At 66.0% G+C, this 25,779-nt stretch carries 28 protein-coding genes; 21 read left to right on the top strand and 7 right to left on the bottom strand.

Going from position 1 to position 25,779, the window contains the following annotated elements; translation table 11 throughout:
• Positions 1–341: 341 nt before the first annotated feature.
• The 3 genes from FB390_RS25450 (at position 342) to FB390_RS25460 (ending at position 3,369) form a co-directional block, all read left to right on the top strand.
• The gene (locus FB390_RS25450; protein ID WP_141811221.1) at positions 342–1,916 is read left to right on the top strand and encodes an LVIVD repeat-containing protein; all 1,575 of its coding nucleotides are present in this window, start codon (positions 342–344) and stop codon (positions 1,914–1,916) included.
• Entirely contained in the window at positions 1,913–2,554 is a 642-nt protein-coding gene (locus tag FB390_RS25455) for a DUF305 domain-containing protein (RefSeq protein WP_141811222.1), read from the top strand. Before FB390_RS25450 ends, FB390_RS25455 begins: the two co-directional genes overlap by 4 nt.
• Positions 2,555–2,643: 89 nt before the next feature.
• Positions 2,644–3,369, top strand: a complete 726-nt coding sequence (locus FB390_RS25460; RefSeq protein ID WP_141811223.1) for a PaaI family thioesterase — start codon at positions 2,644–2,646, stop codon at positions 3,367–3,369.
• 414 nt (positions 3,370–3,783) lie between these two features.
• Here FB390_RS25460 and FB390_RS25465 read toward each other — a convergent pair whose 3' ends face one another.
• On the bottom strand, positions 3,784–4,728 hold the full coding sequence (locus tag FB390_RS25465; protein ID WP_141811224.1) for an SDR family NAD(P)-dependent oxidoreductase: 945 nt from the start codon (positions 4,726–4,728) through the stop codon (positions 3,784–3,786).
• A 128-nt stretch (positions 4,729–4,856) separates the two neighbouring features.
• Between FB390_RS25465 and FB390_RS25470 the strand changes: the two genes are divergently transcribed.
• The 9 genes from FB390_RS25470 (at position 4,857) to FB390_RS25510 (ending at position 11,956) form a co-directional block, all read left to right on the top strand.
• Positions 4,857–6,032, top strand: a complete 1,176-nt coding sequence (locus tag FB390_RS25470) for a sensor histidine kinase (protein WP_246124207.1) — start codon at positions 4,857–4,859, stop codon at positions 6,030–6,032.
• Positions 6,029–6,673: a response regulator transcription factor gene (locus FB390_RS25475; protein ID WP_141811225.1), complete on the top strand. Its 645-nt coding sequence runs from the start codon at positions 6,029–6,031 to the stop codon at positions 6,671–6,673. Before FB390_RS25470 ends, FB390_RS25475 begins: the two co-directional genes overlap by 4 nt.
• A gap of 167 nt (positions 6,674–6,840) precedes the next feature.
• On the top strand, positions 6,841–7,548 hold the full coding sequence (locus tag FB390_RS25480) for a response regulator transcription factor (protein ID WP_141812025.1): 708 nt from the start codon (positions 6,841–6,843) through the stop codon (positions 7,546–7,548).
• 445 nt (positions 7,549–7,993) lie between these two features.
• Positions 7,994–8,746, top strand: a complete 753-nt coding sequence (locus FB390_RS34450) for a sensor histidine kinase (protein WP_246124208.1) — start codon at positions 7,994–7,996, stop codon at positions 8,744–8,746.
• A gap of 233 nt (positions 8,747–8,979) precedes the next feature.
• On the top strand, positions 8,980–9,840 hold the full coding sequence (locus FB390_RS25490; RefSeq protein ID WP_185757165.1) for a hypothetical protein: 861 nt from the start codon (positions 8,980–8,982) through the stop codon (positions 9,838–9,840).
• Between the two features lie 124 nt (positions 9,841–9,964).
• The gene (locus FB390_RS25495; RefSeq protein WP_141811226.1) at positions 9,965–10,807 is read left to right on the top strand and encodes a GTPase family protein; all 843 of its coding nucleotides are present in this window, start codon (positions 9,965–9,967) and stop codon (positions 10,805–10,807) included.
• A 4-nt stretch (positions 10,808–10,811) separates the two neighbouring features.
• The gene (locus FB390_RS25500) at positions 10,812–11,090 is read left to right on the top strand and encodes a hypothetical protein (protein ID WP_141811227.1); all 279 of its coding nucleotides are present in this window, start codon (positions 10,812–10,814) and stop codon (positions 11,088–11,090) included.
• Positions 11,091–11,101: 11 nt separating this feature from the next.
• A complete protein-coding gene (locus FB390_RS25505; RefSeq protein ID WP_141811228.1) occupies positions 11,102–11,494 on the top strand; it encodes a hypothetical protein in 393 nt (130 codons plus the stop codon).
• Between the two features lie 30 nt (positions 11,495–11,524).
• Entirely contained in the window at positions 11,525–11,956 is a 432-nt protein-coding gene (locus FB390_RS25510) for a phospholipase A2 (protein WP_141811229.1), read from the top strand.
• Positions 11,957–12,116: 160 nt separating this feature from the next.
• On the opposite strand, the gene FB390_RS25515 is transcribed toward FB390_RS25510, so the two are convergent.
• Positions 12,117–12,467: a TetR family transcriptional regulator gene (locus tag FB390_RS25515; protein ID WP_185757166.1), complete on the bottom strand. Its 351-nt coding sequence runs from the start codon at positions 12,465–12,467 to the stop codon at positions 12,117–12,119.
• Between the two features lie 291 nt (positions 12,468–12,758).
• Here FB390_RS25515 and FB390_RS25520 point away from each other — a divergent pair, with 291 nt between their 5' ends.
• From FB390_RS25520 to FB390_RS25535, 4 genes are all read left to right on the top strand, one after another.
• Complete coding sequence (locus tag FB390_RS25520; RefSeq protein ID WP_141811231.1) at positions 12,759–13,613, top strand: helix-turn-helix transcriptional regulator; 855 nt, start codon at positions 12,759–12,761, stop codon at positions 13,611–13,613.
• Positions 13,614–14,043: 430 nt separating this feature from the next.
• Positions 14,044–15,882, top strand: a complete 1,839-nt coding sequence (locus FB390_RS25525; protein WP_141811232.1) for a PPE domain-containing protein — start codon at positions 14,044–14,046, stop codon at positions 15,880–15,882.
• On the top strand, positions 15,879–16,661 hold the full coding sequence (locus FB390_RS25530; RefSeq protein ID WP_141811233.1) for an ESX secretion-associated protein EspG: 783 nt from the start codon (positions 15,879–15,881) through the stop codon (positions 16,659–16,661). The genes FB390_RS25525 and FB390_RS25530 overlap by 4 nt, the downstream gene beginning before the upstream one ends.
• 99 nt (positions 16,662–16,760) lie before the next feature.
• A complete protein-coding gene (locus FB390_RS25535) occupies positions 16,761–17,306 on the top strand; it encodes a nuclear transport factor 2 family protein (protein ID WP_141811234.1) in 546 nt (181 codons plus the stop codon).
• Positions 17,307–17,452: 146 nt separating this feature from the next.
• On the opposite strand, the gene FB390_RS25540 is transcribed toward FB390_RS25535, so the two are convergent.
• Positions 17,453–18,103: a TetR family transcriptional regulator gene (locus tag FB390_RS25540; RefSeq protein WP_221639361.1), complete on the bottom strand. Its 651-nt coding sequence runs from the start codon at positions 18,101–18,103 to the stop codon at positions 17,453–17,455.
• An 84-nt stretch (positions 18,104–18,187) separates the two neighbouring features.
• Here FB390_RS25540 and FB390_RS25545 point away from each other — a divergent pair, with 84 nt between their 5' ends.
• A complete protein-coding gene (locus FB390_RS25545) occupies positions 18,188–18,700 on the top strand; it encodes a nuclear transport factor 2 family protein (protein ID WP_141811235.1) in 513 nt (170 codons plus the stop codon).
• 349 nt (positions 18,701–19,049) lie between these two features.
• On the top strand, positions 19,050–19,667 hold the full coding sequence (locus FB390_RS25550) for a hypothetical protein (RefSeq protein ID WP_221639362.1): 618 nt from the start codon (positions 19,050–19,052) through the stop codon (positions 19,665–19,667).
• 34 nt (positions 19,668–19,701) lie between these two features.
• Here the strand turns inward: FB390_RS25550 and FB390_RS25555 are convergent, their stop codons facing one another.
• Together FB390_RS25555 and FB390_RS25560 are read right to left on the bottom strand one after the other, a co-directional pair.
• Positions 19,702–20,532 carry a helix-turn-helix transcriptional regulator gene (locus tag FB390_RS25555; RefSeq protein WP_141811236.1) on the bottom strand — a complete coding sequence of 277 codons (831 nt, stop codon included), beginning with the start codon at positions 20,530–20,532 and terminating at the stop codon, positions 19,702–19,704.
• Positions 20,533–20,815: 283 nt separating this feature from the next.
• Positions 20,816–21,550 (bottom strand): DUF6193 family natural product biosynthesis protein, encoded by a 735-nt coding sequence (locus FB390_RS25560; protein WP_141811237.1) that lies wholly within the window; start codon positions 21,548–21,550, stop codon positions 20,816–20,818.
• 107 nt (positions 21,551–21,657) lie between these two features.
• On the opposite strand from FB390_RS25560, the gene FB390_RS25565 reads away from it, so the two are divergent.
• On the top strand, positions 21,658–21,993 hold the full coding sequence (locus FB390_RS25565) for a hypothetical protein (RefSeq protein WP_141811238.1): 336 nt from the start codon (positions 21,658–21,660) through the stop codon (positions 21,991–21,993).
• Between the two features lie 428 nt (positions 21,994–22,421).
• On the opposite strand, the gene FB390_RS25570 is transcribed toward FB390_RS25565, so the two are convergent.
• Entirely contained in the window at positions 22,422–23,006 is a 585-nt protein-coding gene (locus FB390_RS25570; protein ID WP_141811239.1) for a TetR/AcrR family transcriptional regulator, read from the bottom strand.
• A gap of 145 nt (positions 23,007–23,151) precedes the next feature.
• Here FB390_RS25570 and FB390_RS25575 point away from each other — a divergent pair, with 145 nt between their 5' ends.
• Both FB390_RS25575 and FB390_RS25580 read left to right on the top strand, forming a co-directional pair.
• Positions 23,152–24,171, top strand: a complete 1,020-nt coding sequence (locus FB390_RS25575; protein WP_141811240.1) for an aldo/keto reductase — start codon at positions 23,152–23,154, stop codon at positions 24,169–24,171.
• Positions 24,172–24,297: 126 nt separating this feature from the next.
• On the top strand, positions 24,298–24,903 hold the full coding sequence (locus FB390_RS25580) for a TetR/AcrR family transcriptional regulator (RefSeq protein WP_185757167.1): 606 nt from the start codon (positions 24,298–24,300) through the stop codon (positions 24,901–24,903).
• A 114-nt stretch (positions 24,904–25,017) separates the two neighbouring features.
• Here the strand turns inward: FB390_RS25580 and FB390_RS25585 are convergent, their stop codons facing one another.
• Positions 25,018–25,713, bottom strand: a complete 696-nt coding sequence (locus FB390_RS25585) for a DUF8020 domain-containing protein (protein WP_141811242.1) — start codon at positions 25,711–25,713, stop codon at positions 25,018–25,020.
• Positions 25,714–25,779 lie beyond the last annotated feature (66 nt).

Genomic DNA, 25,779 nt, shown 5'->3' on the forward strand with positions numbered 1-25,779 from the left:
ACACTACCAACCCGCGTGCCACGACCGCGGCGCGAGATCGACGGCTGCCACAGCAAACTCAGCCTGGCTGCCCAAATCCACAACGCCCAGGCGAGGGAAAGCTCGTCCCACCTGCGTCGCCAAGACAGGCGAATACGGCCGGCACGCCCGGCACCATCGGGACGCCAATATGCGGCTGACCTGGACACCAGCATCCACGACGGACGAATCAGCACAAGTTCTAGAAATTATCCGAATCCGTTCCGGAAGTTACTCGCGGTTACTACTATGCAGTCAGATCGCGCCACTGTCCCAGTCAGGGCGCGTGACGACCGCGAACAAGGAAGTGGGGGGTCGCAACGATGCACTCTCTGTCACGATTGCGCCGCATCAGACCGGTCGCACTGCTCACCGCGGCGGTGATCGCCGCGATGATGATGCCCGGCAGCGCCTCTGCCGATCTGCAATCCGATATCGCCACCGCCGTCCAGGAATTTCTCGATGTCGGACGAAAGTCGGTGCCGCGCGCGGAATGTGGGCCGGATTCGATGCCGGAACCCGGCCTCCAAGGCGACGTGCCCGCCGCCGATCGCGACAGCGGGCGCAGCACGCTGGGCTACCGGTGCAACATGTCGATAGTCGGCCAATTCGCCGGGCGCGGAGCCGGTATCACCTCCACAAGCTTCGAACACTGCGCCTACATGGGCTCCTTCTTTCCCGGCGATCTGATCAGCGAAGGCCGCGGCGTCCAGGTGCTCGACGTCTCGGATCCGGCCAACCCGCGCCCGACGGTCACGCTCACCGAACCCGCGATGCTCGCGGGCACCTGGGAAAGCCTGAAGGTCAATGCCGAGCGCAAACTGCTGGTCGGCACCGGCGTCCCGGTCGGCATCGGCGTCGGATATCTGTCCGTCTACGACATCTCCGACTGCGCCCACCCGCGCCTGCTCAACCCCGGTCCCGGCACCAATGTGGCGATGCCCCTGCCGATCACAACCCACGAGGGCGGCTTCTCCCCCGACGGACGCACCTACTGGGCCTCCGGCATCGCCCCCGGTTTCCTCAGCGCCGTCGACCTCACCGACCCGGCCAACCCGCGCGTCGTCTGGCAGGGCTTGACCGGCATCGAAGCGCACGGCTTCGGCATCAGCCCGGACGGCAACCGCATGTACCTGTCCGCGCTCGGCGGTTTCACCGTGCTCGACATCAGCGCCGTGCAGCGCCGCGACCCGCATCCGCAGGTGCACCACATCGGCCGCACGTTCTGGACCGACGGCTGGGCGACCCAGCACAGCATCCCCGTCAGCTACGACGGCAAGCCGTACCTGTTCACCGTCGACGAGGGCGGTTCCGGCGGCGTGAAACTCATCGACGTCTCCGACGACACCGCACCCAAGGTCGCCAACAAACTGAAGCTCGAGATCAACCTGCCGCAACACCTCGACGCGAATATCGGCTCCTCCATGGGCGGTTCGGCGTTCGCCTACGAATCGCACTACTGCGCTGCCGACCGCCAGGAGAATCCGACGGCACTCGCTTGCGGGTGGATATCCTCCGGAATCCGGGTCTTCGACGTGCGCAATCCTTTCGCGGTGCGCGAGATCGCCTACTTCAACCCGCCCGCGCGCACCGGACGCAATCTCGAACTGTGGAACTCCCCGCACGCCCTCGCCTCGATCATCGGCGTACCGCTGATGAGCGCACCGCCCGCGGCGCGCGCGGTGCTGGAGGGACAGTTCAACCCGGCCGACGCGCTCACACCCCGCACCGGGCGGCTCGCCTTCGGCGACGTCTCCACCGACTGGTGCTTCTCCCCGCCCGAATGGCGCGGCAACGACCTGTATGTCGCGTGCTCGGACAACGGGTTCATGGTGTTGCGGCTCGACGAGGCGGTCTACAGCCCGCCCGCCGACCAGCGCTCGATCGTCGGCTCGTGAGCGTGCCGCGCGGGGTTCGGATCGCCGCGTTCGCCTCGCTCGCCCTGTTCCTGCTGGCGCTCGGGGCGGCGCTGCGACCGCTGGCGTTACCCGAAAAACACTCGGCCGCACCTGTTCTCGATGCTATCGAAATCGGATTCGCACAGGACATGACCGCGCACCACCAGCAGGCGCTGCTGATGACCCAGCGCCTCGATCCGGCCGCGTCGCCGACCGTCCGCCGCGTCGCCGAGCAGCTGGCCGACGCCCAGCGGGTCGAGATCGGCACCATGCTGGGCTGGCTGCGCCTCGCCGACGCGTCGCCGCTGTCGCCGCGGCCGATGGCGTGGATGACGGATACTCTTGCGTCGCACCGACATTCGGCGCACGCACCGGACACGCCGATGCCCGGCATGGCGACGACGGCCGAACTCGACGCGCTCGCCGCGTCGCGCGGTCGCGACGCGGAGATCTTGTTCCTGCAACTCGTGATTCGCCACCACCAGGGCGGCATCGCGATGGCGCAGGCGGCCGACCGGCAGCTGACCGAAGGGCCGGTCAAGGAGGCGGCCCGCGCGATGATCCAGTCCCAAGGCCAGGAGGTCGGGGTGATGAGCCTGTTGCTGACCCAGCTCGGCGGCGCGCTGCTCCCCCGGTGATCCCCGGCCGCTGTCGGCGCTGTCCGGACCCCTCGGTATCGTCGGATGCCGATGGACGGCCGCGGCCGGGAGAGGGTTGGTGTGAGTCGATGATCCAGGTGGACGAGATCACCATTCCCGAACACATCCACGGCTATCCGGACGTCGCCTTCGGCGGTTTCGTCGCCGGTGTCCTCGCGACCCGCTGTCCGGCGCCGACCGCGCGCGTCGATTTCCGCGCCAAGGTGCCGGTCGGCACACCGCTCGCGCTGACCTCCACCGCCGTGAACGGCACCGCACTCACCGACGCGGACGGGAAAGTCCTCGCCGAGATCGGCGAGGCGACATTGTCCCTCGATATTCCGCCCGCACCGAGCTGGGCCGAGGCCGAAGCCCTCACGACGGGTGTCCTCGCCTCGGGCGAACGCCGCGTCACCGACTGCTACGGCTGTGGCGCAGCGTGCGCCCCGGGCCGGGGCCTGCGCCTGTTCCCCTGGGTGCTGCCCGGCCGCGATCTCGCCGCCGCCGCATGGGTGCCGGACCCGGCGCTCGGCGCGGCGGACGGCGCCGTCACCACCGAGAACGTGTGGGCCGCGCTCGACTGCCCCGGCGGCCACGCGGGATTCCTGCTGTCCGGCATGCGCCAAGGCGCGGTCACCGCCGCCCTCACCGCGACCCTGCTGCGACCGATCCGGGTGGGCGAGCCGCACATCGCGCACGCCTGGCCGATCGGAAAGGACGGTCGCAAGTACACCGTGGGCGTCGCCCTGTCGACAGCGTCGGGCGAACTCTGCGCTGTCTCCGAGGCGCTCTGGATCGAGCCGCGCGGCCTGTAGGCGAGAAAGCCCGAAATAGGAAGAACCCCCGGCTGAAAAGGCCAGGGGTCCTCGTGCTCGATCAGCGCGAAATCACAGCGGAGGAAAACCCGCCGAGCCCGTGGCCAGCCAATTCCAGAAGGCCGCAGCACGGTTGGTGATCAGGGCGACGATGTCGAGAACGGTGCTTCCCATACTTTCCTTACCTCTCAGATTTGCAAATGCTCGCCAACCCTACTCAATCGAGCCAGGTCAGAAGCAGTTTTCTCACTCCACGCTGAGCGGCGAGCACTGCCAGTGTGCCAACAGTGTGCCAACGCGAGGGAACCCGCCCCCTTCCTCGGGTCACGGCGGCCGTGGACCCGGCCGGTCCGGATTCCCACCGATGCCAGCGGCCTATCGAGGACACAACCTAGTCCGCACAAGCACAAGCGATCACGCGTGCGCGGTCTTCCCACCGTCGATGACCAGTTGCGCCCCGGTGAGGTACTGGTGCTCCGGCGCGGCCAGTGTCAGGGCGAACGCCGCGATCTCCTCCGGCGTCGCAAGCCTACCGAGACCTGGCACATTGGACTTCGCCCACTGGCGCATCGCCACCTGGTAGGCGTCGTCCGGGAGTCCGCCGATCGGGCTGAGATTGCGTACCAACTCGGTGTCGGTGGTGCCAGGGACGAGCGCGTTCACCCGGATGCCCGCGCCGGCGTAGTCGAGCGCGGCGGACTGCACCAGGCCGACGAGGCCGCGTTTGCTCGCGGTGTAGGCGCTGCGCTGGGAATCGGTAGCTATGGCATTCGACGACGAGGTGACGACGATGGTGCCGCCGCCCGCGCGGATCATATGTGGCACTTGGTACTTCATCGCGAGAAAGGCGCCGCGCAGGTTGGTGTTCACGACTCGATCGAATTCGTCGGCACTGTATTCGTGGAGCTGCTTCTGAATCGTGATGCCCGCGTTGTTGAAGGCGACGTGCAGTCCACCGTATTTCGCGGCGGCCGCGTCCACGAAAGCGCGGATGTCGTCCTCCACCAGCACGTCCGCGCGGTAGTAGGTGGCTTCGCCGCCCGCGTCGCGGATCGCGCGCTCCACCGCGCGGCCACGCTCGATTCGCCTGCCGCAGAATGCCACTCGGGCGCCCTCGGCCGCGAACAACCGGGCCGCCGCCGCCCCGATGCCGGAGGTGGCGCCGGTGATCACGACGACCCTGTTCTCGAAGCGGCGCAGTGCGGTCGTCGTGTGCGGCGGATTGGTGTCCGCGCCGAGCGCGACCCCGGCGGCCAATCCGGCAGCGCCTGCCGCGACGCCGGTGGCGGCGATGGCGCCGAGTAGCCGGCGCCTGCTCGACGTCGGGTCGGGGGACGGTGTGGTGTCGTCATCGGTCATGCACCGACTGTGTCCGATGCCGCGGTCGACCGGATCGACCCGCGGGACCGTTTCCCGCGGCCGTCGGAACGAGCCGTCTCCTCCCTAGGGAGGAGATCAGCGCGCACAGCGGCAGGCATGATGTGAACGTGAGCAATCCGGACACCGGCGTGACACGCTCGGAGGCGACCGGCGTGACGCGCGGCATCGAGTGGCTGCTCTCGGTGCGCTCGCTCCCGGTACGGCTGGCCGTGCTCCTGGCGTTGGCCGCCGGGTGCATGATCTGGTTGACCGAGTCCGCGACGGTCCTCGATTGGGCGATCGCGGTGGCGGCGGTGGGTGCTACGGCTATCGCGGTGTGGCGACCGTTGGAGGCCTCGTTGCTGACGACAGCGCTGCTGGCCGTCGGATTCGAGTTCGGGACGACGGGTCCGTTGGCCGTCAAGGTGAGCGCCGCCGTGGTGCTCACGGAATTGGCGGCTCGACACGGGAGTTGGCGGCCGTGGCTCGGCGCCGCCGCGCTCGTCTGCGCGTATCTGCTGCACGACGACGGCGGACTCGGCGCGACCGGATACCGTGCGCTGGTGATGGCCGGGGTGCCCCTGCTGATCGGCGGGCTGCTCCGCGGCGCGCTCGAAAGCGCCGCCCGAGCGCGCCGAGCGGCCGAGGAGCTCGGCATGCATCGCGCGGCGGAGGTAGCGGCGGCGCGGATGGCCGAGCGCACCGCCATCGCGCGGGAATTGCACGACCTCATCGCGCATCACGTGTCCTCGACGGTGCTGCGCGTGGGAGTGGCGCGGCATGCGATACCGGAAGCTTCCCCGGCCGTGCGGGAGGTGCTCGACGACATTCACGCCAGCGGCAAGGAGACTCTCGCCGACCTACGAAAACTGGTGACGATACTGCGTGATCCGGACGCCGCCGGCGAATCGTTCGTCGCACCGGGTGATCTGCTCACGGCCATCGAGACGGCGGTGCTGCGCACGCGTCGACTCGGCAACGTGGTGACGGACGAGATCGGCGATGTCGCCTCGGTCGACGCGCTGTCGGCGCTCACCCTGCTGCGGCTGACGCAGGAAGGACTGGCCAACGTGGTCGAGCACGGCGGACCCGGTGCCTCGGCACGGCTGGTGGTCGACGCGCTCGACGGCGTGCACTTCCTTTTGGACAGCACGATCTCGAACGGCCACACGAAGTCGCGCCCGAGCGGCGTCGGCCTGATCGGTCTGGCCGAGCGGGTCGAACTACTCGGCGGCAGCTTCACCGCGGGCCCCAGTGCGACCGGCTGGCGGCTCGCGGCTCACCTTCCCGGACGAGCGTCGTGACCATCCGGGTACTGCTCGTCGACGATCAGCAACTGGTGCGCGCCGGACTGCGGATGCTGTGCGAAACCGCGGGCGACCTCGAAGTAGTGGGCGAGGCCGCCACCGGCGCCGACGCCGTGCGCCTTGCCGGCCGCACCCGCCCCGACGTGGTGCTGATGGATCTGCGAATGCCAGGAATGGACGGAATCCGGGCTACCGCAACCATACTCGCCGAACGACCGGCCACCCGCGTGCTTGCCCTGACCACCTTCGACGACGACGAACACCTCTACCCGGCGCTGTCCGCGGGCGCCTGCGGATTCCTCGTCAAGGACGCCTCACCGACCGACCTGCTCGACGGCATCCGCCGGGCCGCCGCGGGCGACCGCCCCTTCTCTCCCGGCGTGCTCGGCCGGGTGGTCGATTCCGCGCTGATCGCGCACACTCATCGCGAAACCCCATCAGCTCCTTCCTTTCCCGGCCTGACAGCCCGGGAATCCGAGGTCCTCGAGCTGGTCACCGACGGCCTGTCGAATGCCGAGATCGCCGACCGACTGCAGGTCGGCATCACGACCGTGAAGACCCACATCACCAACCTGATGACCAAAACCGGTGCCACCAACCGGGTTCGGCTGGCCGTGCTCGGGCTTCGCGGTTACTAGGCAGCGTCTCCGGCGCGCAGCCACCACGACCGGTACGAACCGATCAGCTCGGTCTCAGCCGTAGCGACCAACACTTCGGCTGCGCGCGGCAAGGGTTCTGAAATGCCGAGCCACGGTGCTTCGTTCGGTGCTTCAATTCGGTGGTGAGGATTCGCAAGCTACTCGAAATGGCCGGCGTCGCAGTGACCGATCTGCCAGGCGAGTACGCGAAACCGGGCAAGGTCCGCCGCATCGGGTTCGTCGAAGACCATCAAGCCATGGCCGTCGGCTTGGCGGCCATCCTCTCGCAACAGCCGGATCTGACCGTGGTCGCCTTGGCACCGACCGTTCCGGAATTGCTCTCTCAGACAACGGAAATGGATTTGGCGATCCTGGACTTGCGGCTGCCGGACGGCTCGAGCCCGCGTGCCAACGTCGAACTGCTCCGCCGACACGGGATCGACTGCCTTGTCTACACCACCGGCACCACCGGGGATTGGCGTGACCTTGTCCGTTCGGCCGCTCGGGCAGGCGTTTTGGGCGTCGCGCTCAAGAACGAACCGATAGATCTGACGATCGCGATGATTCGCGCCGCCGCCTCGGGCAGACAAGTCGCCACGATGGCGTGGGCGGCCGCCATCGATACCGACCCGGCACTGCCCAGGATCGATCTTCCGCCGCGGCAACGACAGGTGCTCGAGCTGTACGCGAATGGCGAGACTGCCGGGGCCGTCGCCCGCAAACTCGGCCTGTCCGATCACACGGTCAACGACTATCTGGCTCGAATTCGTCGGCGGTACGCGGAAGCCGGCCGGCCGGTCCGTTCTCGCATCGACCTCTATAGAGAGGCGGCCAAAGATGGTTTCGTCAAAGGTGACCGCCCCTCCTCCGAGTAGGTCGGCGGCGCCGCGGCCGGTCCCCGTTCCCGAGCGCAGCGCCGAGGAGCGGCTCACCCGCGGAGGCGGCTTGTTCGTCGGGACCGGCGGACTCTTCTACGCCGCGCTCACGGTGCAACCGGCGCTGTCGCAAACACACCTCGCCGCGACATGGTGGACGCCAACGGCTTTGGCGGCGATCTACCTACCGCCTGCACTGATGGTGCTCGCGGCGGCACTATGGCGACTGGATTTGCTCCGATACGCAGTGCTGGCATTCGCGGGCGGATACGGCGTCGCGATCGCGTCCTGGTTGCTGGTTCGCACCGGTCACACGGTCGGTAACGAGACGACGCTCTGGATCGTGTGGATGCCCGGACTTCCCGCCGTCGCGATGTGCCTGTTCCGGCACCGCACACCGTTCGTGTACTTGGCCGTCGTGTCCGTACTCAGTCAGCTCGCGACCATGCTGGTCCGCACCGACTACGACGGCGGCCTGCTGCTGAGCGACATCCTGTTCGCCGTCTCCTATTCGGCGCTGCCCGCTGCGGCCTGCGTCGGCCTGATCAGGACCGGCCGCATTCTCGACGAGACATCCCACGCCGTGACGGCTGCAGCCGCCGACAACGCCGCTGCCGAGGCGCGTCGCTTCGAACGGCGACGCTTCGACGGGCTCACCCACGATGGCGTCATCGCGACGCTGCTCCAGGCATCACGCGCCGCCAATACTCCGTTACTCGCCGGCTATGGGCGGTCCACACTCGAGAGTCTGGACGGCTTGCGCTCGGGCGCCGCCCCGGCCGAGCATGTCGAAATTGTTCGATGGTTGGCGAATCTGCGCGCCGTTGTCGCTGACATCGATGACACGGTTCCGGTGCTGGTCAACGAATCCGCGGATCGCCTCGGCCCGATGCCGGGAATGGTAGCGACGCTGCTGGTGAGCGCGACCGGTGAAGCCGTGCGCAACTGGCAGCGACACGCGAGCACACCCGTGCGGGCGGCCGTGTGCGAGGTGACCGTCACCGTCGAGCGGACGGCGGTGACGGTCGAGATAACGGACGACGGCGCCGGCTTCGATACGACCGCCGTACCGTCCGTTCGAATCGGATTGCGCGCCAATATTATCGAGGCATTCGCGGACCTGCCCGGCGGTTGGTCCAGTATCGACTCCCTGCCCGGCCGGGGCTGTCGTGTGTGCGTCGGGTGGACGACGACATGACCTCGCACCCGGACGATCCACAAGACGTCCGCGATGTCCTCGGCATGCGGACGCCAGCGGCATGGGGACTGTACGGCCTATTCGTCGCGACGATGTTCACCATGGCGTTCTCGGCGACCGAGGGGGTCCGGCACGTCTGGGTCATGGCGTTGGCGGCCGCGGTCCTCGCGGTAGCGGGTCTCGGCGTCATCGTCGCGCCGGGTGATCCGCTGCGGCACCGCTATGCCGCGCCGATGGCGGCGGCCGCGCCCATCGGCGCCGTCCTCGGCCTTTCCCAGTTGCCTGTGCCGATCGCGAACGCAACCCAGCTCTGGTTCCTCGGCGCGGCGTCCGCCTACCTCAACTTCATGTGCATCCGGGCCGCCTCGGCGTGGGCTTGGGCGGCGCTCGCCGCGCAGGTCGTGGTCTGCACGGTGTGGACGGCGAACACTCGCCAGGGGTTCATGACGGGGCTCGGGTTCTCTTTCATCAACGCCGCGCCACTGTTGATGGCGACCTTCTTCTCCCGCGTTGTACGACCGATGGCACAGTCGATTCTGAGTCTGCGAAGACAGGCGGCCGAGCGCTCGGCGGCGGAAGCCGCCGCCGAAGCCGGTCAGCAAGAACGCGACACGCGCTTGAACCATCTCGACAACGCTGCCCGCCCCTTGCTGGAAACGATCGCGAGCGGAAGGCCTCTCAGCGCTGCTGAACAGGAGCAATGCCAGCTGCTCGAAGCCGAACTCCGCGACGAGATCCTCGGCGGCCGCATGGTCGACCGCGACATCATGGCGGCCGCGCGGAAGGCACGCGGTCGCGGCGTGGCGGTCGTACTCGATGACGGCGGCGGTCTCGACGCGGCCGGTGCGGACCTCACGGGTGTGGTCCGCTCGGTGGTGCGCCGAGCGCTCGACCATGCCGACTCCGGCGAAGTGATCGCGCGGGTCCTACCCCCTGGCCGCGATCTGGTGGCTTCGGTGCTGCTGCGTGGGGCGACCGAGCTCCGAATCGAAGTGGAGCCCACGGGCACGGTGCGGTCGGACCTCGACGCGGAGATCTTTAGCGGCGCGAACCAAGACCCCGAACCTGCGGGCCGAGAAGTCGCGGATTTCTGACGTCACCGTATGCACGTACGGTGATTCGAGCTGCGCGCGAACCATTTTCGGCACGGAATTCCGCCACTGTCGCTATTCCCGCGCATGCTCATTCGGACGGAAATTCGGCGCGTGAAGGAAACACATGTTCGAAAAGCTGCAGCTGCAGAAGATCATGACCGCATTGAAACTGCAGAACCCGCACATCAGCGAAGCGCAATGGGCCGAGACCGAGGCGCGCCTGGCCGAGCGCATCAAGAATGTCTCGCCGCCGACGATCGCACTCATCGGGCTGGCCGGCGTCGGCAAGTCATCGACCATCAACGCCTTGTTCAACGCGGGCGCGAAGGTCAGCCATCACGAGCCGTGCACCCGGGTCGCGCAGCCGATCGTGGGCGATCTGTACGAGTACACCGGCCGTAAAGGCAACATCATTGTTTACGATATGCCGGGTCTCGGCGAGAACCTCATGGCCGACGAGACGCACTACGAGACGTATTCGAAGGTGCTGCCGAACGTCGACGTGGCGATCTGGGTCATCGATGCGCCGAGCCGGGTGATATCGCCGATCGAAGTCGCACTGCGGAGGTTGCGCGCGGAGAACGGCAACGCGCTGGTCGACAAAATAGTCTTCGCGGCGAACAAGATCGACCGGATCGATCCGGGCGAGGAAGCCTGGATCCGTCAGGCGAACGTCCCGAGCAAGCAGCAGCAGCGAACGATCGGACTGTACGAGCGGTTCTTGCGCGATGCACTGAAGAACGAGGTGAGCAGCGCCGAGGACAGCATCGTCTGCTACTCGGCGAAGCGCCGCTACAACCTGGAGCTGCTCCTGGAGAAGGTCGGCATGCACGCGCCCGATGATCGTGCGTGGCTGTTGGGCCGGGTGGCCGACGTGGCCGACTTCCGGGAATTCGTGGACCCGCGCCTGCTCGGGTGGATCGAGGCGAACCGAGATCAGCTGAGCCAGTTCAACGGTCGGCGGTGACCTCGTGGCGCACATGATCGGCCCGGAAGACCCGGAGTGGGAGGAGGTCGCGGCCCGGCTCTACGACTTCATGGGACAGATGGACAGCAGCCACGCCAGGCGTTTACAAGCGGACGAGGTTTCCTTCCGGAAGTTCTGCGCCTACGCCGTGGAGCAGATCGCCGCGAGGCTGGGCTACGCCCTCGCGAGTCTCGACGAATTCGTGCGCGACATGAGCTGGGCTGCGAAGAAGGGCTTCGCGAGCGGTATGGAGCGCGCCAGGGCGAAGAGCGTGCGGTCGTGATGAATTCGTCGATGTATCTTCCGCTGCCGTTCCCCGCGTGCCCGTCGTGTCAGCTTTCCTGGGCGACGTGCGTTCATCGACATTGCGGCGGCGAAATCGAAGTCGAGCCGACGACGCGCTCGGTGCGATGCCAGGCCTGCCGCGGCAACTGGAACATCATGGCCTCGGTGTTCTATTGCTCGTGCGGTCACAGTTTCTCAGCCGTGGAAGTCGCCGAGGCGATCGACGGCCTCATGGACACCTGTCGACGCTTGCTCACCGTCATCGATGACACGAGCAGATCGGATGCGGCGTTTCGCGCGCGAACCGACAGCAGTCTGCGGCGATTCGTCAGCGAGATCGCGCACGCCCTGGGGGACGCGGCTGGCTACGCGATCGGAAAACTGCTCGCTCGTTTTCTCTAACCAGGATTCCGATAACCAGAAAGGAAAACAATGAAACTCGTTTCCGCACTGATGGTTCCGGCTGCGACCGTCTGCGCCCTGCTGGTCGCGAGCCCGGCCAACGCGCACACGACGCAATCTCCCGCGACACCGTCGAACGATGGCCCGCACCCGTGGGCTGTCCACCCCTCCGAGTCGAGCGCGTGCTCTACCCCGGGGATCAGTGTCTCGTCGGTGTTCTGGGTCTACGACTTCAATCACGCGTGCAAGCACCACGACGGCTGCTATGAGGGGTTCCCGCGCAACGGCAAGCCGACGCATTGGGTCAGCCGCAAGCAGTGCGACGACTGGTTCTTGGGCGACATGTTCGCCTCCTGCCAGTTCTCATGGGACTCACGGAGCTGCCTCAGCTGGATGGCCACCTACTACAACGGGGTCAGGATCGGCGGCGGCCCCGGCTACCGCGGGCCGGTCAACGACTGACGCCCGCGCGGTGTTACCCGATCGCCGCCCCGGTCACGGCCGGGGCGGCGCTCAATGGGCCGGCAGGTGTTGTTAGTCGAGAGGTCGTCGAGGGTGCCGAGATCGCCGTCTCTGCCGCCCATTCGACAAGCAGCCGATTTTGCGGAGGCTGCCGCGATTCTCATCTCTCGGTGCGGGCGAGTAAGTAGGACCGGACGACGAGACGCAACTCCTCGACCAGTGCCGGGCATTGCTCCTGGTTGGCCTCGACGATCAAGGGCATCATGCCACGGAGCAGTTGGATCGCCACCGTGGTCGTTCGATGCCGGTCCTCGGGACCCAGCTGCGGAAACGCTGCGCCCACAAGGGTTTCTACCTGCGCGTGGATCGCGACGTGTGCGGGCGCGATGGTCGCACGCAGCGTGGCGGGCATGTCCGTGCGGGCGAACAACGCCTGTGAGATCCCGGCTGCTGCGGCCACGGCGTTGGTAATCGTGCCCTCGTATCCGCGCTCGGCGAAGACCGCCTCCATGCTCGGATCGTCGCCAACCGTCGCCCGATCCCCATCCGTCGGTGACATTAGCGCCGCTTATGAGAAGCGTTGCAGGGGAGCCGCTCCACGGGGAGCCCCGTCCCGGCAGTGCCAGTTGCGGCAGGACGAGGCGGGGCAGCGATGCCAGCCGGCATAACTGGCCGCCGACACTCCGTCCCATTTAATATGTATCTCATAACATATTGTCGACATACTTGATTACCGCTTCGATCACCCGCTCGATGCCCGGACAACAAGTGCGTCGTAGAGACCCGAAAGGGCGGACCCGGGGTGGCAGAGTCCCAGTTGTCGAAGTTCCTTCGTTCGCGGCGTGATCGCCTCGAACCGCGCGATGCGGGGCTGGTCGACATGCCCAGGCGTCGCCGCGTTCCGGGTTTACGACGCGAGGACGTGGCGCAGCTGGCCGGGGTCAGTGTGGACTACTACACCCGGCTCGAGCAGGGGCGTTCTTCGAATGTCTCCGACTCCGTGCTCGTCGCGGTGGCCAAGGCGCTGCTGTTGGATCCCGACGAGCGCGAGTATCTGGTTCAAATCACCCGCGCCCACGCAGAAAGGCACATCGTCTTTCCACAAGCGGATGAGACAGCGAGACGGTTGTTGAGGTGGATTTCGGCGCCAGCGCTGGTGCTCAACCCCCGTCTGGATGTACTCGCAAGCAACGAGCCCGCTGAACTTCTCCTTGTGGAAGGGGATTCAGCTGCCGCACAACGAAACCTCGCCCGCATACAACTCCTAGGCGCCAACTCGCGCGAGCGTTTCCCGGATCAGCGCGTTATCGCTCACGAGTTCGCAGCTCACCTGCGCATGATGACGAGCAGATTCCCCTTCGATGACGCCTTGACCACATTGATCGATGAGTTGTACAGCCACAGTGCGAGTTTCCGCGCCGAGTGGGAATCGTATCCCGTGCGATCGATATCAGGCGGGGTCACCACGATAGATCACCACCGATGGGGTCTACTGAGTCTTCATTACGAAGTCGCCACAGTCACGCCCGATCTCCAGCACCTGTTGTGGATCTACACCGCCACGCCGGGCTCACAAGAGGAGCGAACATTGCGCGCATACGCCACAAGTTCGCCAGCGGCGGATACTCCGCCCTCTCGCCTTCCTGGCAGCCGATGAGGTAAACCCCCATGGTGCGATAGGAATACGTCGCTGCGGCGCTGTCATCTCAGACAATTGGCGCGCTCGCCAACCACCAGCACAGCGCTTCACGCGTCGAGCACAGCGCACAGGCACCACTCCTGCGAGCGCCTGCAGGCCTGCCTCGGCGCGGCGGATGTCGCTGGAATCGATTGGCCGCGAACAACTCTGGCGTGAATCGGCGTCAGGCGGCGACGAACCGACGTACGGCTGCGGCAAGAGAACATGTTCGGAGCGACGCGGAGGGTGTCGACGACCATGGTGGTTCTGCCGAACCTAGGCTCGCGCAGCCGAGGGATCGACAGCCTCTGGCTGATTCGCCTCGGCCAACCCAAGATTGGCATCGAAGGCGGCGAATACGAAGCAGCCGCCAGCGTCCGGTTGCACGACCTGCGATCAGGAGGTCCGAGTGAGTGAGACCAGCGCGACCAATCCTTGGCAGATATTGCGCGTTCAGGCGCACGACGGTGCTCTCGAATTCCATCCAGAGGCCGCGCTCGACGTTGTCGAATTGGCGACAGAGCTCGTCGGCGGTGTGCTGGCGATTCGCGAGAACGCAACAGGGGTGGAGCATTTCGAGGCGCTGTCGAACTTGTCGTCAGGTGCGGCGCTCGCGGCCAAGTTCGCGCAAAAGGGCGCCGAACTGGGCCAGATCCTGGACGGACATATCACTGTTCTCGAGACCATGATCGACACCTTCGTCGCCGCGGGCCGGGAGTACGCCCGCGCCGATGACCTGAACGCGGACGAACTCGGGCGCATCACCGTGCCGCGCGAAGCATCGACCACGCTCGGACGCTCACCGGAATCGACGCCCATCGTCGGCGAGCTCGACAGCGAAGGACACTATTCGGACCCCGGCTATTGGCTGGAACCTCATGTCGCCCACGACATCGAGCCCATGTCGAGACGGCTGCGAGAACACGACGAATTCGAGCCGACAACGATCGCGGACGACACCGAGAACGCCAACGCACTGACCTACGAGGACCTCTACCAACTCGGCCGAAGCATCCGCGCCCAGCAGGTCGCCGACGCCGGCGGGCGCTGGAAGTGGATGAGTCAGCGAATCCGCGCGATCTTCGTCGAATACGCCAATCATGTCGAAACCGTGACAGTGGAGCAGTGGCGCGGCGAAGGGCGTGAAGCGGCTGTCGCCGCGGTGCGGGCCTACGCCCACGCCGCTCGACAACTGTCCAACAGCATGGCGGTCATGGCAGACAACCTCGCATACACCGCCGGGTGGTTGGAAGCGACTCGGGTGAGTATGCCTCAGGATCCGGTCAATCCTGCCGGTTCTTCTAGCACCCAGTACGTTCCCATGGGGCCCTACGGCACCTATTCGATGCCTGTCACAGTGGAGGATCCCACCCCGGAGTATCAGGAGGCTCTGCGCCAGACGTACGGGGTCGGGATCGATGCTTCGGCCGTTCGTGTTCCCGTCTTACCGCCAGTCGAGACAGCCTTTGCCCAGGTGCCTGTCATCGAGGAGGGCGTAGCGGGCGGCGGAAGCGACCGCGGTCCCGGTGGAAACGGAGCCGCGGAAAGCCTCGCCGATACGAGGACGGAGGCGCTGACGCAGCCGGTCTCGACCGCCGGTGCGCAGATGCCGACCATGCCTGTTTCCGCCGTGGGCGCCGAGACTTCGATGAGGCCAGTGACCTACCCGCAACCGGACGATGGTCAGGTGCGGACGACTCCTGCGGCAGCCGGTTCGTTCCCACCCAGCGCGGGACAGCGCAAGGACAACGCACCGGACTTCGCGCGACCGCAATCGAGTGACCTCGGGCAGAATCTGGCGGGAACTCTTGCGCGAGCAGTCCAACAGGCATCGCCCGACCGACGCCCGCTGTCGGCTCCCCTATCCTCGGCATCACCCAATTCGATTCCACACCAGTCGTCTCCGGCGCGCACGGCGGCGGACGGATCCGGCGGGCGCGGAGTGGGAGGTGCGGCGTCGGCCGGTGCGGCATCCGACGCACATCGCGACCCTGCCCGCATGGCGAAACTGTTTCCCCGTGCCACCTCCGTCCCCATCGAGCCGGGTGGGGCCGCCGCGGCACCTCGCTCGAGCACCGCGCCGGTCGCTCCTGCCATGGGCGGTCCTGCCGGGATGGGTGGAGCCGCCAACGGTGCGGACAAGCGCGACGGGCACCGGCGAGCCGCCTACCTCGACTCGCCGCACCATTTCGAGGAGGCGCTGGGTGAGGCGCCTCGTGTGGTCAACACTCCGGTGATCGAACGATGACGAAGTGGAAGCTCGATGATCTCGAATTCGTCGTACTGTGGGAACGATTGCGCGAAGGCCTGCTGCCGCGGCCGTTCACCTTCATCAGCCGGATTCCGCTCGAACGCGACTATCAGCGGGCCCGCCACGACATTCGAGAACGGTTGCGCACCACGGTGTCCGCCGAACTCGAGCAGGCTCTGGATGTCGCCGCCCGCCCGGACATTCGAATCATCATCCGCGGCGTCGATGCCACAAACCCCGACAATCCACACGGCAGCATTCGGATGCTCGCCGTGCGCCGCGGCGCGAACGGCTACCTACTTACTCAGCTGCCGGGCGAAACCATCCAGCACAGTGCGGGTTTCACGATCACCGAGTGCGATTCTCTGCGGCTGGCCGACGCGGTGGTGACCGCGCTGCCCGCCGCCGTCGCGGGTGCACACGACACCATCGCGCTGCCGACTCCCGACGAGACCAGCGACTACGACCAGCACTTCGCCTCGCCGCGGATATCGGCGGCCTGGCACGACACCGACGAATCGGCAGCCCAGCGGATCCTGCGGCGACCCGCGACGCGAGTGGGGACCATCGAAATCGTCCAGGGCACTTCACGTTTCGGCCCGCGCGGCCGCCTGATCAGGCAACTCCAATGGCGGGACCTGTCCGACGATGGCCGCTACACGATCCCGAATCACCCGCCCTACACCGCCTACTCCGCCGACCCCGAACGGTTCATCCGACTGATCAACATCGAGATCGCTGCCGTGGTATCGGCAATCAAAGAGCAGCGATCATGACCAACTCGTCCACGAACCAACTCGCCCAATGGCCAAGGACCCGGGCGGCCTGCGGACAAGCGCGTTTCAACGCATCCCACGCCCGACAAGGAGCCCTCGATGTCCCGCACAGTGTCGTCCTCGGATCGCCGATTCGCGCGATCACGGCGCGCGGTCATGATCGCGTCGGTCGTATCCGCTTGCACCGCGCCGTCGGTCGCTTGTGATGCCACCGGAGATCCGGCTCCAGAGCACCTGCCCACCACCTCGGAACAGGTGCGCCGCGTCGCCGACAACGCCATGGACCGTTTCGATGCCGGCTGGCGCACTGGCGATTGGCAACCGTTCTTCGCCGTGCTGACCGACGAGTTCAGCTTCCGATTCCCCGAAGACCCCGCCCGCGGCGTCTTCACCGGCGCACAGGGACGACAGAAGATCGAGGAATGGGCACTGTTCCACGCCCGCTCGGGCAACCGAGTCTCCGGCAACCGTATTCGCACCGACGTCGCCGGAACCCGAGTGATCTACGAATACGAATCCCACGGCACCTCCCCCACCACGGCGGGATACCGCAACCGGGAGATCATCCTCGTGGAGATCCACGGCGACCGAATCAGCGCGCTGCACGAATACTGGGGCGACGCGCGGCCCACAACGCCAACCTGACCGCCCACGGGCGCCAAGCCTGCGACAACGCCTGATCCAGCCCGATGACCGTCGCGGTCCACAGCAGCGTGACGGCCCGGCCTATCGGCTCACCCGGCGCGGATGGCCGAGGCAAACTTGCCGGAGCGACGCTGCGTACCGGCCGCTCAGCGCGGCCCGGCGGTCGATCGATCGGACACGCGCGCGCCGGTCTTCGGCTCTTGGCACAGCCGGTCGAAGGCAGCCTCGATCGCGGTGAGCAGTCGGCTCGGGTCGTTGTCGGCCACAACGCGGCCGGCGAAGTAGCACGCCATGCCGAGCTCGGCGGCAAGCGCCGCGACTTCGAGCCCCACACCTCGTTCGGTCAGTTCGGCGGTGATCCGGTCCACGTAACCACGTTGCTTGACGAGGCTGCGGGCGCGCAGTTCGGGCTGTTCGGCGATCAGCCGTTCGTAGGCGCGGTACTCCGACGGCCGTTGCACCAGCTGGGTGACGAACGCCAGGAGCAGCGCACGCACATACGCCAGCGCGGCAGGCAGCGAGTCGCCGATCGGTCTGTCGTTCCACGTGTGCTCGACCTCGGCCAGGGCCGCCTCCAGATCGCGGCCGCTGTCGGCGAAGACCACTTCCTGTTTGTCACCGAAGTACCGGAAGAACGTCGCTCGGCCGACCTCCGCTCTAGCGGCAATGTCTGTGACGGTGACGAGGTCGAACCCGCGTTCGGCGAACAAATCGTGCGCCGCCTCCACAATCGCCTCCCGTGCCCGCTGCTGCTTGCGCTCGCGCAGCGACATCTCGGGCTGATCCGAAGGTTCCACGCGCCCACTCTAGCCAAGGTCGACCGAACCCAATATGATGATACTGAGTCTCAAATGAGACTCGATATCTAGAGAGGTGCTGCAATGCGCAAGCGTACAAACGTCGCCGTCGTCCTGAGTGCCCTGACAGTGATGGCCGGAGCAATGCTCGCCTTCGTGCCCTCGGCAGCGGCCGGTGGACCGGAGCAGCGGGCCGAGGAACAGACCCGCGCACTCCTCAACGCGTTCGAACGCAAAGACCTGAACGCCATCACCGAGAAGATCGCCCAGAACGCGACGATCACCGTCCCGCTTTCATTCACCGGCGCACCGGAACCCGCGGGTCATTTCGCCAACAAAGAAGAGGTCCTCGGCTACGTCAGCGGGGTGACCACGAACTTCCAGACCATCCGGTTCACCGACCTGCGAATCACGGTGACCGCGAAGGGAGAAACGACCTTCGCACAAGCCAACGGGGACTTCGTCACCGCCGACGGCCGCCCCTACCGCAACGTCTACATCTACCGTTTCGACTGGAAAGACGGCCTGATGGTGCACGCCGACGAATACGCCAACCCCATCACCCTGTGCGACATCTTCGAAAACCTCAACTGCTGAAGCGTCTTACGCGCAACCCAGCAACGATGATCGAACTCCGCGCACCAGACAGGAACTGGGACACGCGGCCGATCAGGTCGTATCGCTGACCGAGCGTCCATGGCCCATGCAATCCTAGGTTCAGCACAACCACGACAGCGCGGTCTCGCTCGGCGAGGATATGGGCATGATCCCGGTCCGCTCGAATATCCGTGATATCGCCCGTGTTTCATGCATGACGACGGTGCTGCTGACCACCCTCGCTCTCACGACCGCCACCGGCTCCGCCGTGCAATCACCCACACCTGGGGGTCCGAGTGCACCTGTCGATACAGCACCAGCCGATCGGATCAATATCGACAGCCTCGCGGTGTCGGTATATCCCTCGCCGGGCACCCTCACTGGCGTCTCCGTCCATTTCGACCGTGCCAGTCGTACCGAAACCGGCCAGAAGCCCGCTGCCGCCAACCAATTCGTCTTCCTGTTCGACCGCTCCATCCGGCCGAACCCGCATCGATTCCCGAGCTGCTCGCGAGCGGTGCTCGCGACCAACGGAGTGGCAGCATGTCCAGCGGGATCCAAGGTCGGGACGGGTGTCGCCGACTTCTATCCCGAAGGCCGCGTCCAAGTCGTGGTTTTCAACACCGTCCACCCCAGCGGGGAATCCGGCGTGCTCATCACTATTCCGGCCACCGGCGCGATCCTGGAGAACACCTTCGAACCCGTCGCCGATGCTTATCGAGGCGAATATGGTTGGGGCTCGGACGAATTGCTGCCATCACCGCTGCCGCCGGATCAGCGTGGGGCCACCGTCCGGTTCCAGGTGTCTTTCGGTGCGACCTATACCGACGAACACGGCACCCACAGTTATCTCGAGTCCTTCGCGCTGCCCGGACAGCAGTTGCGGTTCGGACTCTGGAGCCGATTCGTGACCGGCCAGACCATACTGCCGACCGCGACCGCGCCCCGGCCTCTCCCTGTGCTGTAGCGAAGGTCGGACGCCGAGCAGCCACCGGACACGGTCACGGTTCGACCGCATCCCACAGTCCGCGCAGGACCTGACCTTCGCGCGACCCTCGTGCCGCGGTGTACACGAGCAGCATCTGATCGAAATCATCGGTGAGATAGGCGATCTCATATGACAGGGTCAGCCCGCCCAGCGTGGGATGCTCGAATCGCTTGAAGCCGTGGGACTTCGAGCGCACCATTTGACGATCCCACTCCTGACGGAAGTCCGCGTTGTTGTCGCGCAGCTCCGCGATCAACTCCGTGAGTCGCGCATCATCGGGGTGTCGACCGGCAGAGTAGCGCAGGTGCCCGACGATCTCACGGACAATGAAATCCTGGTCGGGATAGTTGCTACGGACCGGCGAGTCCAGAAGGTGCAGGCGCGCGAGGTTGCGAGCATTGGAAGAGAGAAGTCCGAAGTCTGTGATCAGTCGAGTCGCCGGCTGATTCCAGGCAAGGATGTCCATCCGGTGGCCGATCACGAGTGCCGGTGCGGCGATCCAGTCCAACAGCTGATGCACACCGGCGCGAGCTTCCACGTGATCCTCCGCGGTCTGCTCGGCGCGAGGCGGACGCACCAGTCGAAACAGATGCTCGCGCTCTTGGCCGTCCAACCGCAGTGCTCGCGCGACAGCGTCGAGTACTGCGTCGGAGACGTTCGCGGTGCGACCTTGCTCGAATCGCACGTAGTAGTCGACACTCACGCCAGCGAGGTAGGCCACTTCCTCGCGCCGTAATCCCGGCACCCGTCGTCGACCACCCCCGTCGGTCAGCCCCATTTCCCGCGCACTCAGCCGAGCACGTCTGGAGAGCAGGAACTCCGTCAACGCCGAACCGTTCGCCACGCGTTCCACCTTTCACGAGATCCTCCGCCCGCGGCCACCGATCGCACACCATGGCACCCGTCGATCGGCGATCTACGACCTCAGCGGTCTGTACCTACTGACGTTCGACCGGAACTGGCACGGCATCGTCGTAGACCCCGCGATGGCGGATTGTGGGTTCTGGCATTCGACTTTAGTGAATCGAGCGATCGGGTTGTCTGGTGGCTCAACAGGATTCGCTCCCGGAGAAGGTCCGGCTGCGATCTGCCGCCTGGCGTTTGTTCATCTCGACTCTTCTGTCGAATCAGAAGTTGCCGAGTTCCACGGCGGTCGCGTCGACGGCTGGTCCGCAGTTGTCGGGGAGGTGGTGTATCAAGAGGCTGACGGCCTCCGATGGGGTGTTCGCGTGTCCGATGGGTGATCGAGGTCTGGGTCCGATGATTTGGTAGGTTCCGTCGGACAGAGGAATGATCGCGGGGAGATCGTCGGTGAAAGGCTCTCGGGTGCAACGGCTAAGGCGCAACGACTCGTGGCTGGTGTAGGGGAAGAGCGTCCGTAGCCGGGGCTGGGCATAGGCCGCCTCGATCAAGTCGTGGTCGATATGGGGGGCTCGTGTTCGACGGTAGATCTTCCACTTGGTTTCGACGGGGTCGCCCCGCTCGTAGGCTTCGGCGAGTTCGCCGAACCGGACAAATGACGATGCGGCCTGTAACTCGCGCAGGCGAGACCCTGTCTGCCACAGGCCGATCGCTGCGGCCGAGGCGACCAGGTCAGCAGTGCTGCCGTGGGCCATCATGACGCCGCGTTCCCAGAAGTCCATGGTGAACCAGCGCTGTTCGCCGCCGAGGACGGTCGTCACGTGCCTGCGGTCGTCCCCGACACGGGTTGCGCAGTCCCACCAGCCGGGAGAGTTGGTCAGCGACGCTGTCAGCGTATAGCCGACGCGGTCGAGCTCGGCCTGCATCGCGGCCCGCAGGCTCCCGGCCACCCCGACCTCGGGATACAGACGCACGATGTGTTGCCGCGGTTGCCGAGACATGACTTCCATTCTGCCGCTGCGATATCGACTTGCGCATGTGTGGATCGGGAAGTGCCGGCCTGTGAACCCGCTATTCGATCGGGACACGATGATGTTGACTGTCAGGCATGTCCAACCCCAATGTTCCTGTAGCGCAACCAACCACGCAGTCACAGGCGATCGCACCAAGTGCCCGATCCAGCCACGGCCTGTTGGCGACCGCGATCGTGGTCGCCGGTCTCGGGGGTGGCATGTTGGCGTGGCACCCGTGGGATGAGAACACGGTGCAAGAGCCGCCGCCCAAAGACCCGCAGCGCATCACGATCCAACACGTCGGTGATCAGCGCGAGGCGGGAGGGGGTCCGGACTCGACACGACCGGTCTACTGCCTGACCAACGAGACCGGCGGCCTGTACTGCATCGTGATGCCCAACCGCTACACCATTATCGACAAACCACGCTGAGGCAGCGAGCCGCCCGCGAATTTCGTCCGAGCCGATTTCGCCTCCGGGCGTACGAATTTCACCGAACCGCGCCAGTGGGCTTCATCCTCGGCTGAATTCGATTGGGGCGCCGATGTTGCCAGGAAACCCGCGAATATCGAACCGCAGGATTGGGCCACCCGTAGTGGCGACGTCGGCGGCCCGTTGGAAATGATCGTGGACGCGGCCAGGCAACTGGGGCGCCAGCTCGCTGGACACGACGACTACTCCTGACCGGCCCGTGAGACGACGGATGCCCTCGACCGAGACGAACACCGTCCCTCACCCCGTGACGCAAACCAGTGATAGCCACGTCAATCGGCACACCCGAAGCCCTGAACGATGTTCCGTTTGCGAGCCGTTCCGAACCCTTTGCCGGTCGCTCGCCCGAAAATCGCGGCCACCGCACCTCAGTGGCGGCGCAATCCTGCGATGAGAAGTTCGACCATGCGTCGCGCGTCGTAGCGGGGAGTGTTACCCGCGCCGATGCACAGATTTCCGACGCCGCGCAAGAGCTCGTAAGCCTCCATGTCGGGGCGAATCTCGCCGGCCGCGGCAGCGGCGTCGAGCAGCTGGGTGCATACGGGGACGAGACGGTCGAGGAAATAGCTGTGCAAGGCCTCGAAGGTGGGGTCGCCGGACTGCAACGCCTCGGCCAGGCCGTGCTTGGTGACCAGGAAGTCTACGAAGAGGTTTATCCACCGCGCCAGGGCGGCGTGCGGCGTTTTGCTGTCGGCCAGCAGGGCCGGACCGGCCTCCGCGCATGCCTCGACCTGATGCTGGTAGACGGCGACGATGAGATCGGCGCGCGTAGGGAAATGGCGATAGATCGTGCCGACGCCGACACCCGCGCGTGCGGCGATGTCGCGTACGGGGGCGTCGACGCCGGACGAGACGAAAGCCGCCGCGGCCGCGTCCAACAGTGTCTTTTCGTTACGCCGGGCGTCGGCCCGCTTCCGCGGGGCCGACGATCCCGATCCGCCGGTTTCGGCCATTACGCGACTACCTCCGTCACTCCGCTTGCCAAGCGGAACCATGTTCCGTATGTTGTTCGACGGAACAAGGTTCCGTTTGTTCAGGATGCCAGCACCGGCGATCCGAAGCCAACCCCCTCGCTCAACCTCTTGTGGAGGACACCTCATGCAGTACCGCACCTTGGGCCGCACCGGCGTGCAGGTCCGCACCCTCGTGCTCGGCGCGATGAATTTCGGCAGTTTGGGACGCACTACTCAGGACGAGGCCACCGCCATGGTCGACGCGGCCGTGGACGCGGGGATCAATCTGATAGACACCGCCGACTGGTACAGCCAGGGAGAATCGGAGGAGATGGTCGGCAAGGCCATCGCGGGCCGCCGCGACGACCTCGTACTGGCCACGAAGGCGGCCATGCCGATGAGCGACGAGCGCAACCACCGGGGCGGTTCGCGCCGCTGGTTGGTCACCGCCTTGGACAACAGCCTGCGCCGTCTCGGCGTCGACCATGTCGATCTCTACCAGATCCACCGCTGGGACCCGAGCACCAGCGACGAGGAGACGCTGTCGGCGTTGACCGATCTACAGCGCGCGGGCAAGATTCGCTACTTCGGCTCCTCGACGTTCCCCGCGTACCGCATCGTGCAAGGACAGTGGGCGGCAAGAGAGAACCACCTGAGCCGTTACGTCACCGAGCAACCCTGCTACTCGATCCTGCAGCGCGGCATCGAGACTCACGTCCTACCCGTGACCGAGCAGTACGGGCTCGGCGTGCTGGCATGGAGCCCGCTGGCCTCGGGCTGGTTGTCGGGCGCGATTCGCGAGGACCGCCAAATCACCACGCACCGTTCATCGTTCATGCCGCAACGCTTCGACACGAGCATCCCGTCCAACCGGGCCAAAATGGCGGCCGTCGAACAGCTGGCCGAACTCGCCGACGCGTCCGGTCTGACGATGATCCAGCTCGCGCTCGGTTTCGTCACCGCACACCGCGCAGTGACCAGCGCGATCATCGGCCCCCGCACCATGGACCACCTGCGTTCGCAGCTCGCCGCCGCCGACACCGTGCTCTCCAGCGATGTGCTCGACGCGATCGACGCGATCGTCGCTCCCGGTGCCGACCTCGCTCCGGACGAGAAGCACGACACGCCCCCCGCCCTGCTCGACGCCACCCAGCGGCGTCGCTGATCGCCGGTCACAACCGAAAGAACTCGGGTCCCCTTGGGCCCGCTGCCATTGCGGCGGAGCGGGATTTGCAACGATGGTGGTGTGCCGCAATCCGGGAATACCAGGGCCGGTAAAGAAACACCGGCATTGACGCCGCGGGGAGAACGAACTCGCACCAAATTGATCGAGGCCGCCGAGCTCGTCTTCGCGCGGCTGGGATACCTGGAGACCCGGGTCGCCGACATCGTCGCCGAGGCGGGGGTCGCACACGGGACCTTCTACGTCTACTTCGACTCCAAGGAAGCGATCTTCCACGCGGTGGTGCTGAATCTCATCACCGACATGCGCGCAAAGGTGCGCTCGCGGCTCGGCGCCCAGCCCCGGACCGCCGTCGAGGCGATCGAATCGGCGGTGCGGGCGTACGTCCTCGCCTTCCGCGACCACCAACGGATGATGCTCATGTGGGCTGAAGTCGCCGGCCTCAACCCCGACATCGAGCAGCTTCGTCAAGCCGAGATCGATCTGTTCATCGACCGGGCCGAGAAGATGATCCTCCGGTTACAGGACAACCGCCTCGCCGCCCTCGATATCGACGCCAACTATGCGGCGACGGCGTTGTGCGGCATGGTGCGTGAATTCTGTTATCAGTGGGCCAAGGCCGATGTCGACATCGATGCCGACGCGGCCGCCGCCACCCTGTCCACGTTGTGGGTGCGCGGCATCGGTGTCGTCCACCGTGCGCCGCCGGTGTGATCGCGGTAGGCCCACCGCGTCGATTCCCGCAATGATCGTTGCCCGGCTCAGCGCCAGGAGTGGCCCACGGTCGCCGACCGTGGGCCACTCGTAAACGCCGGTGCGGGCCGAACGCTACTTCACCGGGAACGGCTCGTTGATTGTGGTGAAGTACTGGATTACCGCCGCTGTCGCGACCGGGGCGCCGACGAAAAGGGCGCCGGCGAGGGCGCCGACAGGTGCCAGCGCACCTGCGCCGATGAGGCAGCCCGCGACCGGACCCGCGCCGAACATCATCGCGACCGGGCTCGTCGCCGCGGCCAAGGTGACTCCGCCCACGAGGCAGCCGATCACTCCCGCGCTGACCGCTCCGACCAAACCACCCACCACGCCTGCGACCGTGATCGTGGCTGCCATTCGGGAGAATGCAGCGACCTCACGCTCGTACTGCGTCTTCCACGGGGCCTGGTCCTGGAACGGCAGTGCCACGGGTTTGTTCTCGGCGCGAGCGGGGTCGAGGGACGGCGTCAGGCGGGCGGTGCGCCCGTCGATCTGCACGTCGATGGGAAAGGCGACGTTGTTGACGTTGAATTCGAGTGGTACGCCTGCGAGTGCCGTGCCGTCGTTGGCTCGGATCTGGAACCTGCCCTTGTCGACGATCAGCTGGCCGGCGTCGACGGTGATCACCGCCGTGCTTCCGTCCTGGTAGGCGGTGTAGTTGACGTCGGGTGTGATGTCCACGCTCATGGGCTCGGCGTGGACAGTGCCAGCACACACCGTGAGGGCGGCGACGCCGATCGCGGCGGACGTGAGGGACTTGCGAACTTTCATGGATCTACTTTCGATTCTTTTTCAATGTTGACATCAGTTCTAATTCAACCGACCTGCGCGACTCCC

This window comes from Nocardia bhagyanarayanae (genome assembly GCF_006716565.1).
GTDB lineage: Bacteria > Actinomycetota > Actinomycetes > Mycobacteriales > Mycobacteriaceae > Nocardia > Nocardia bhagyanarayanae.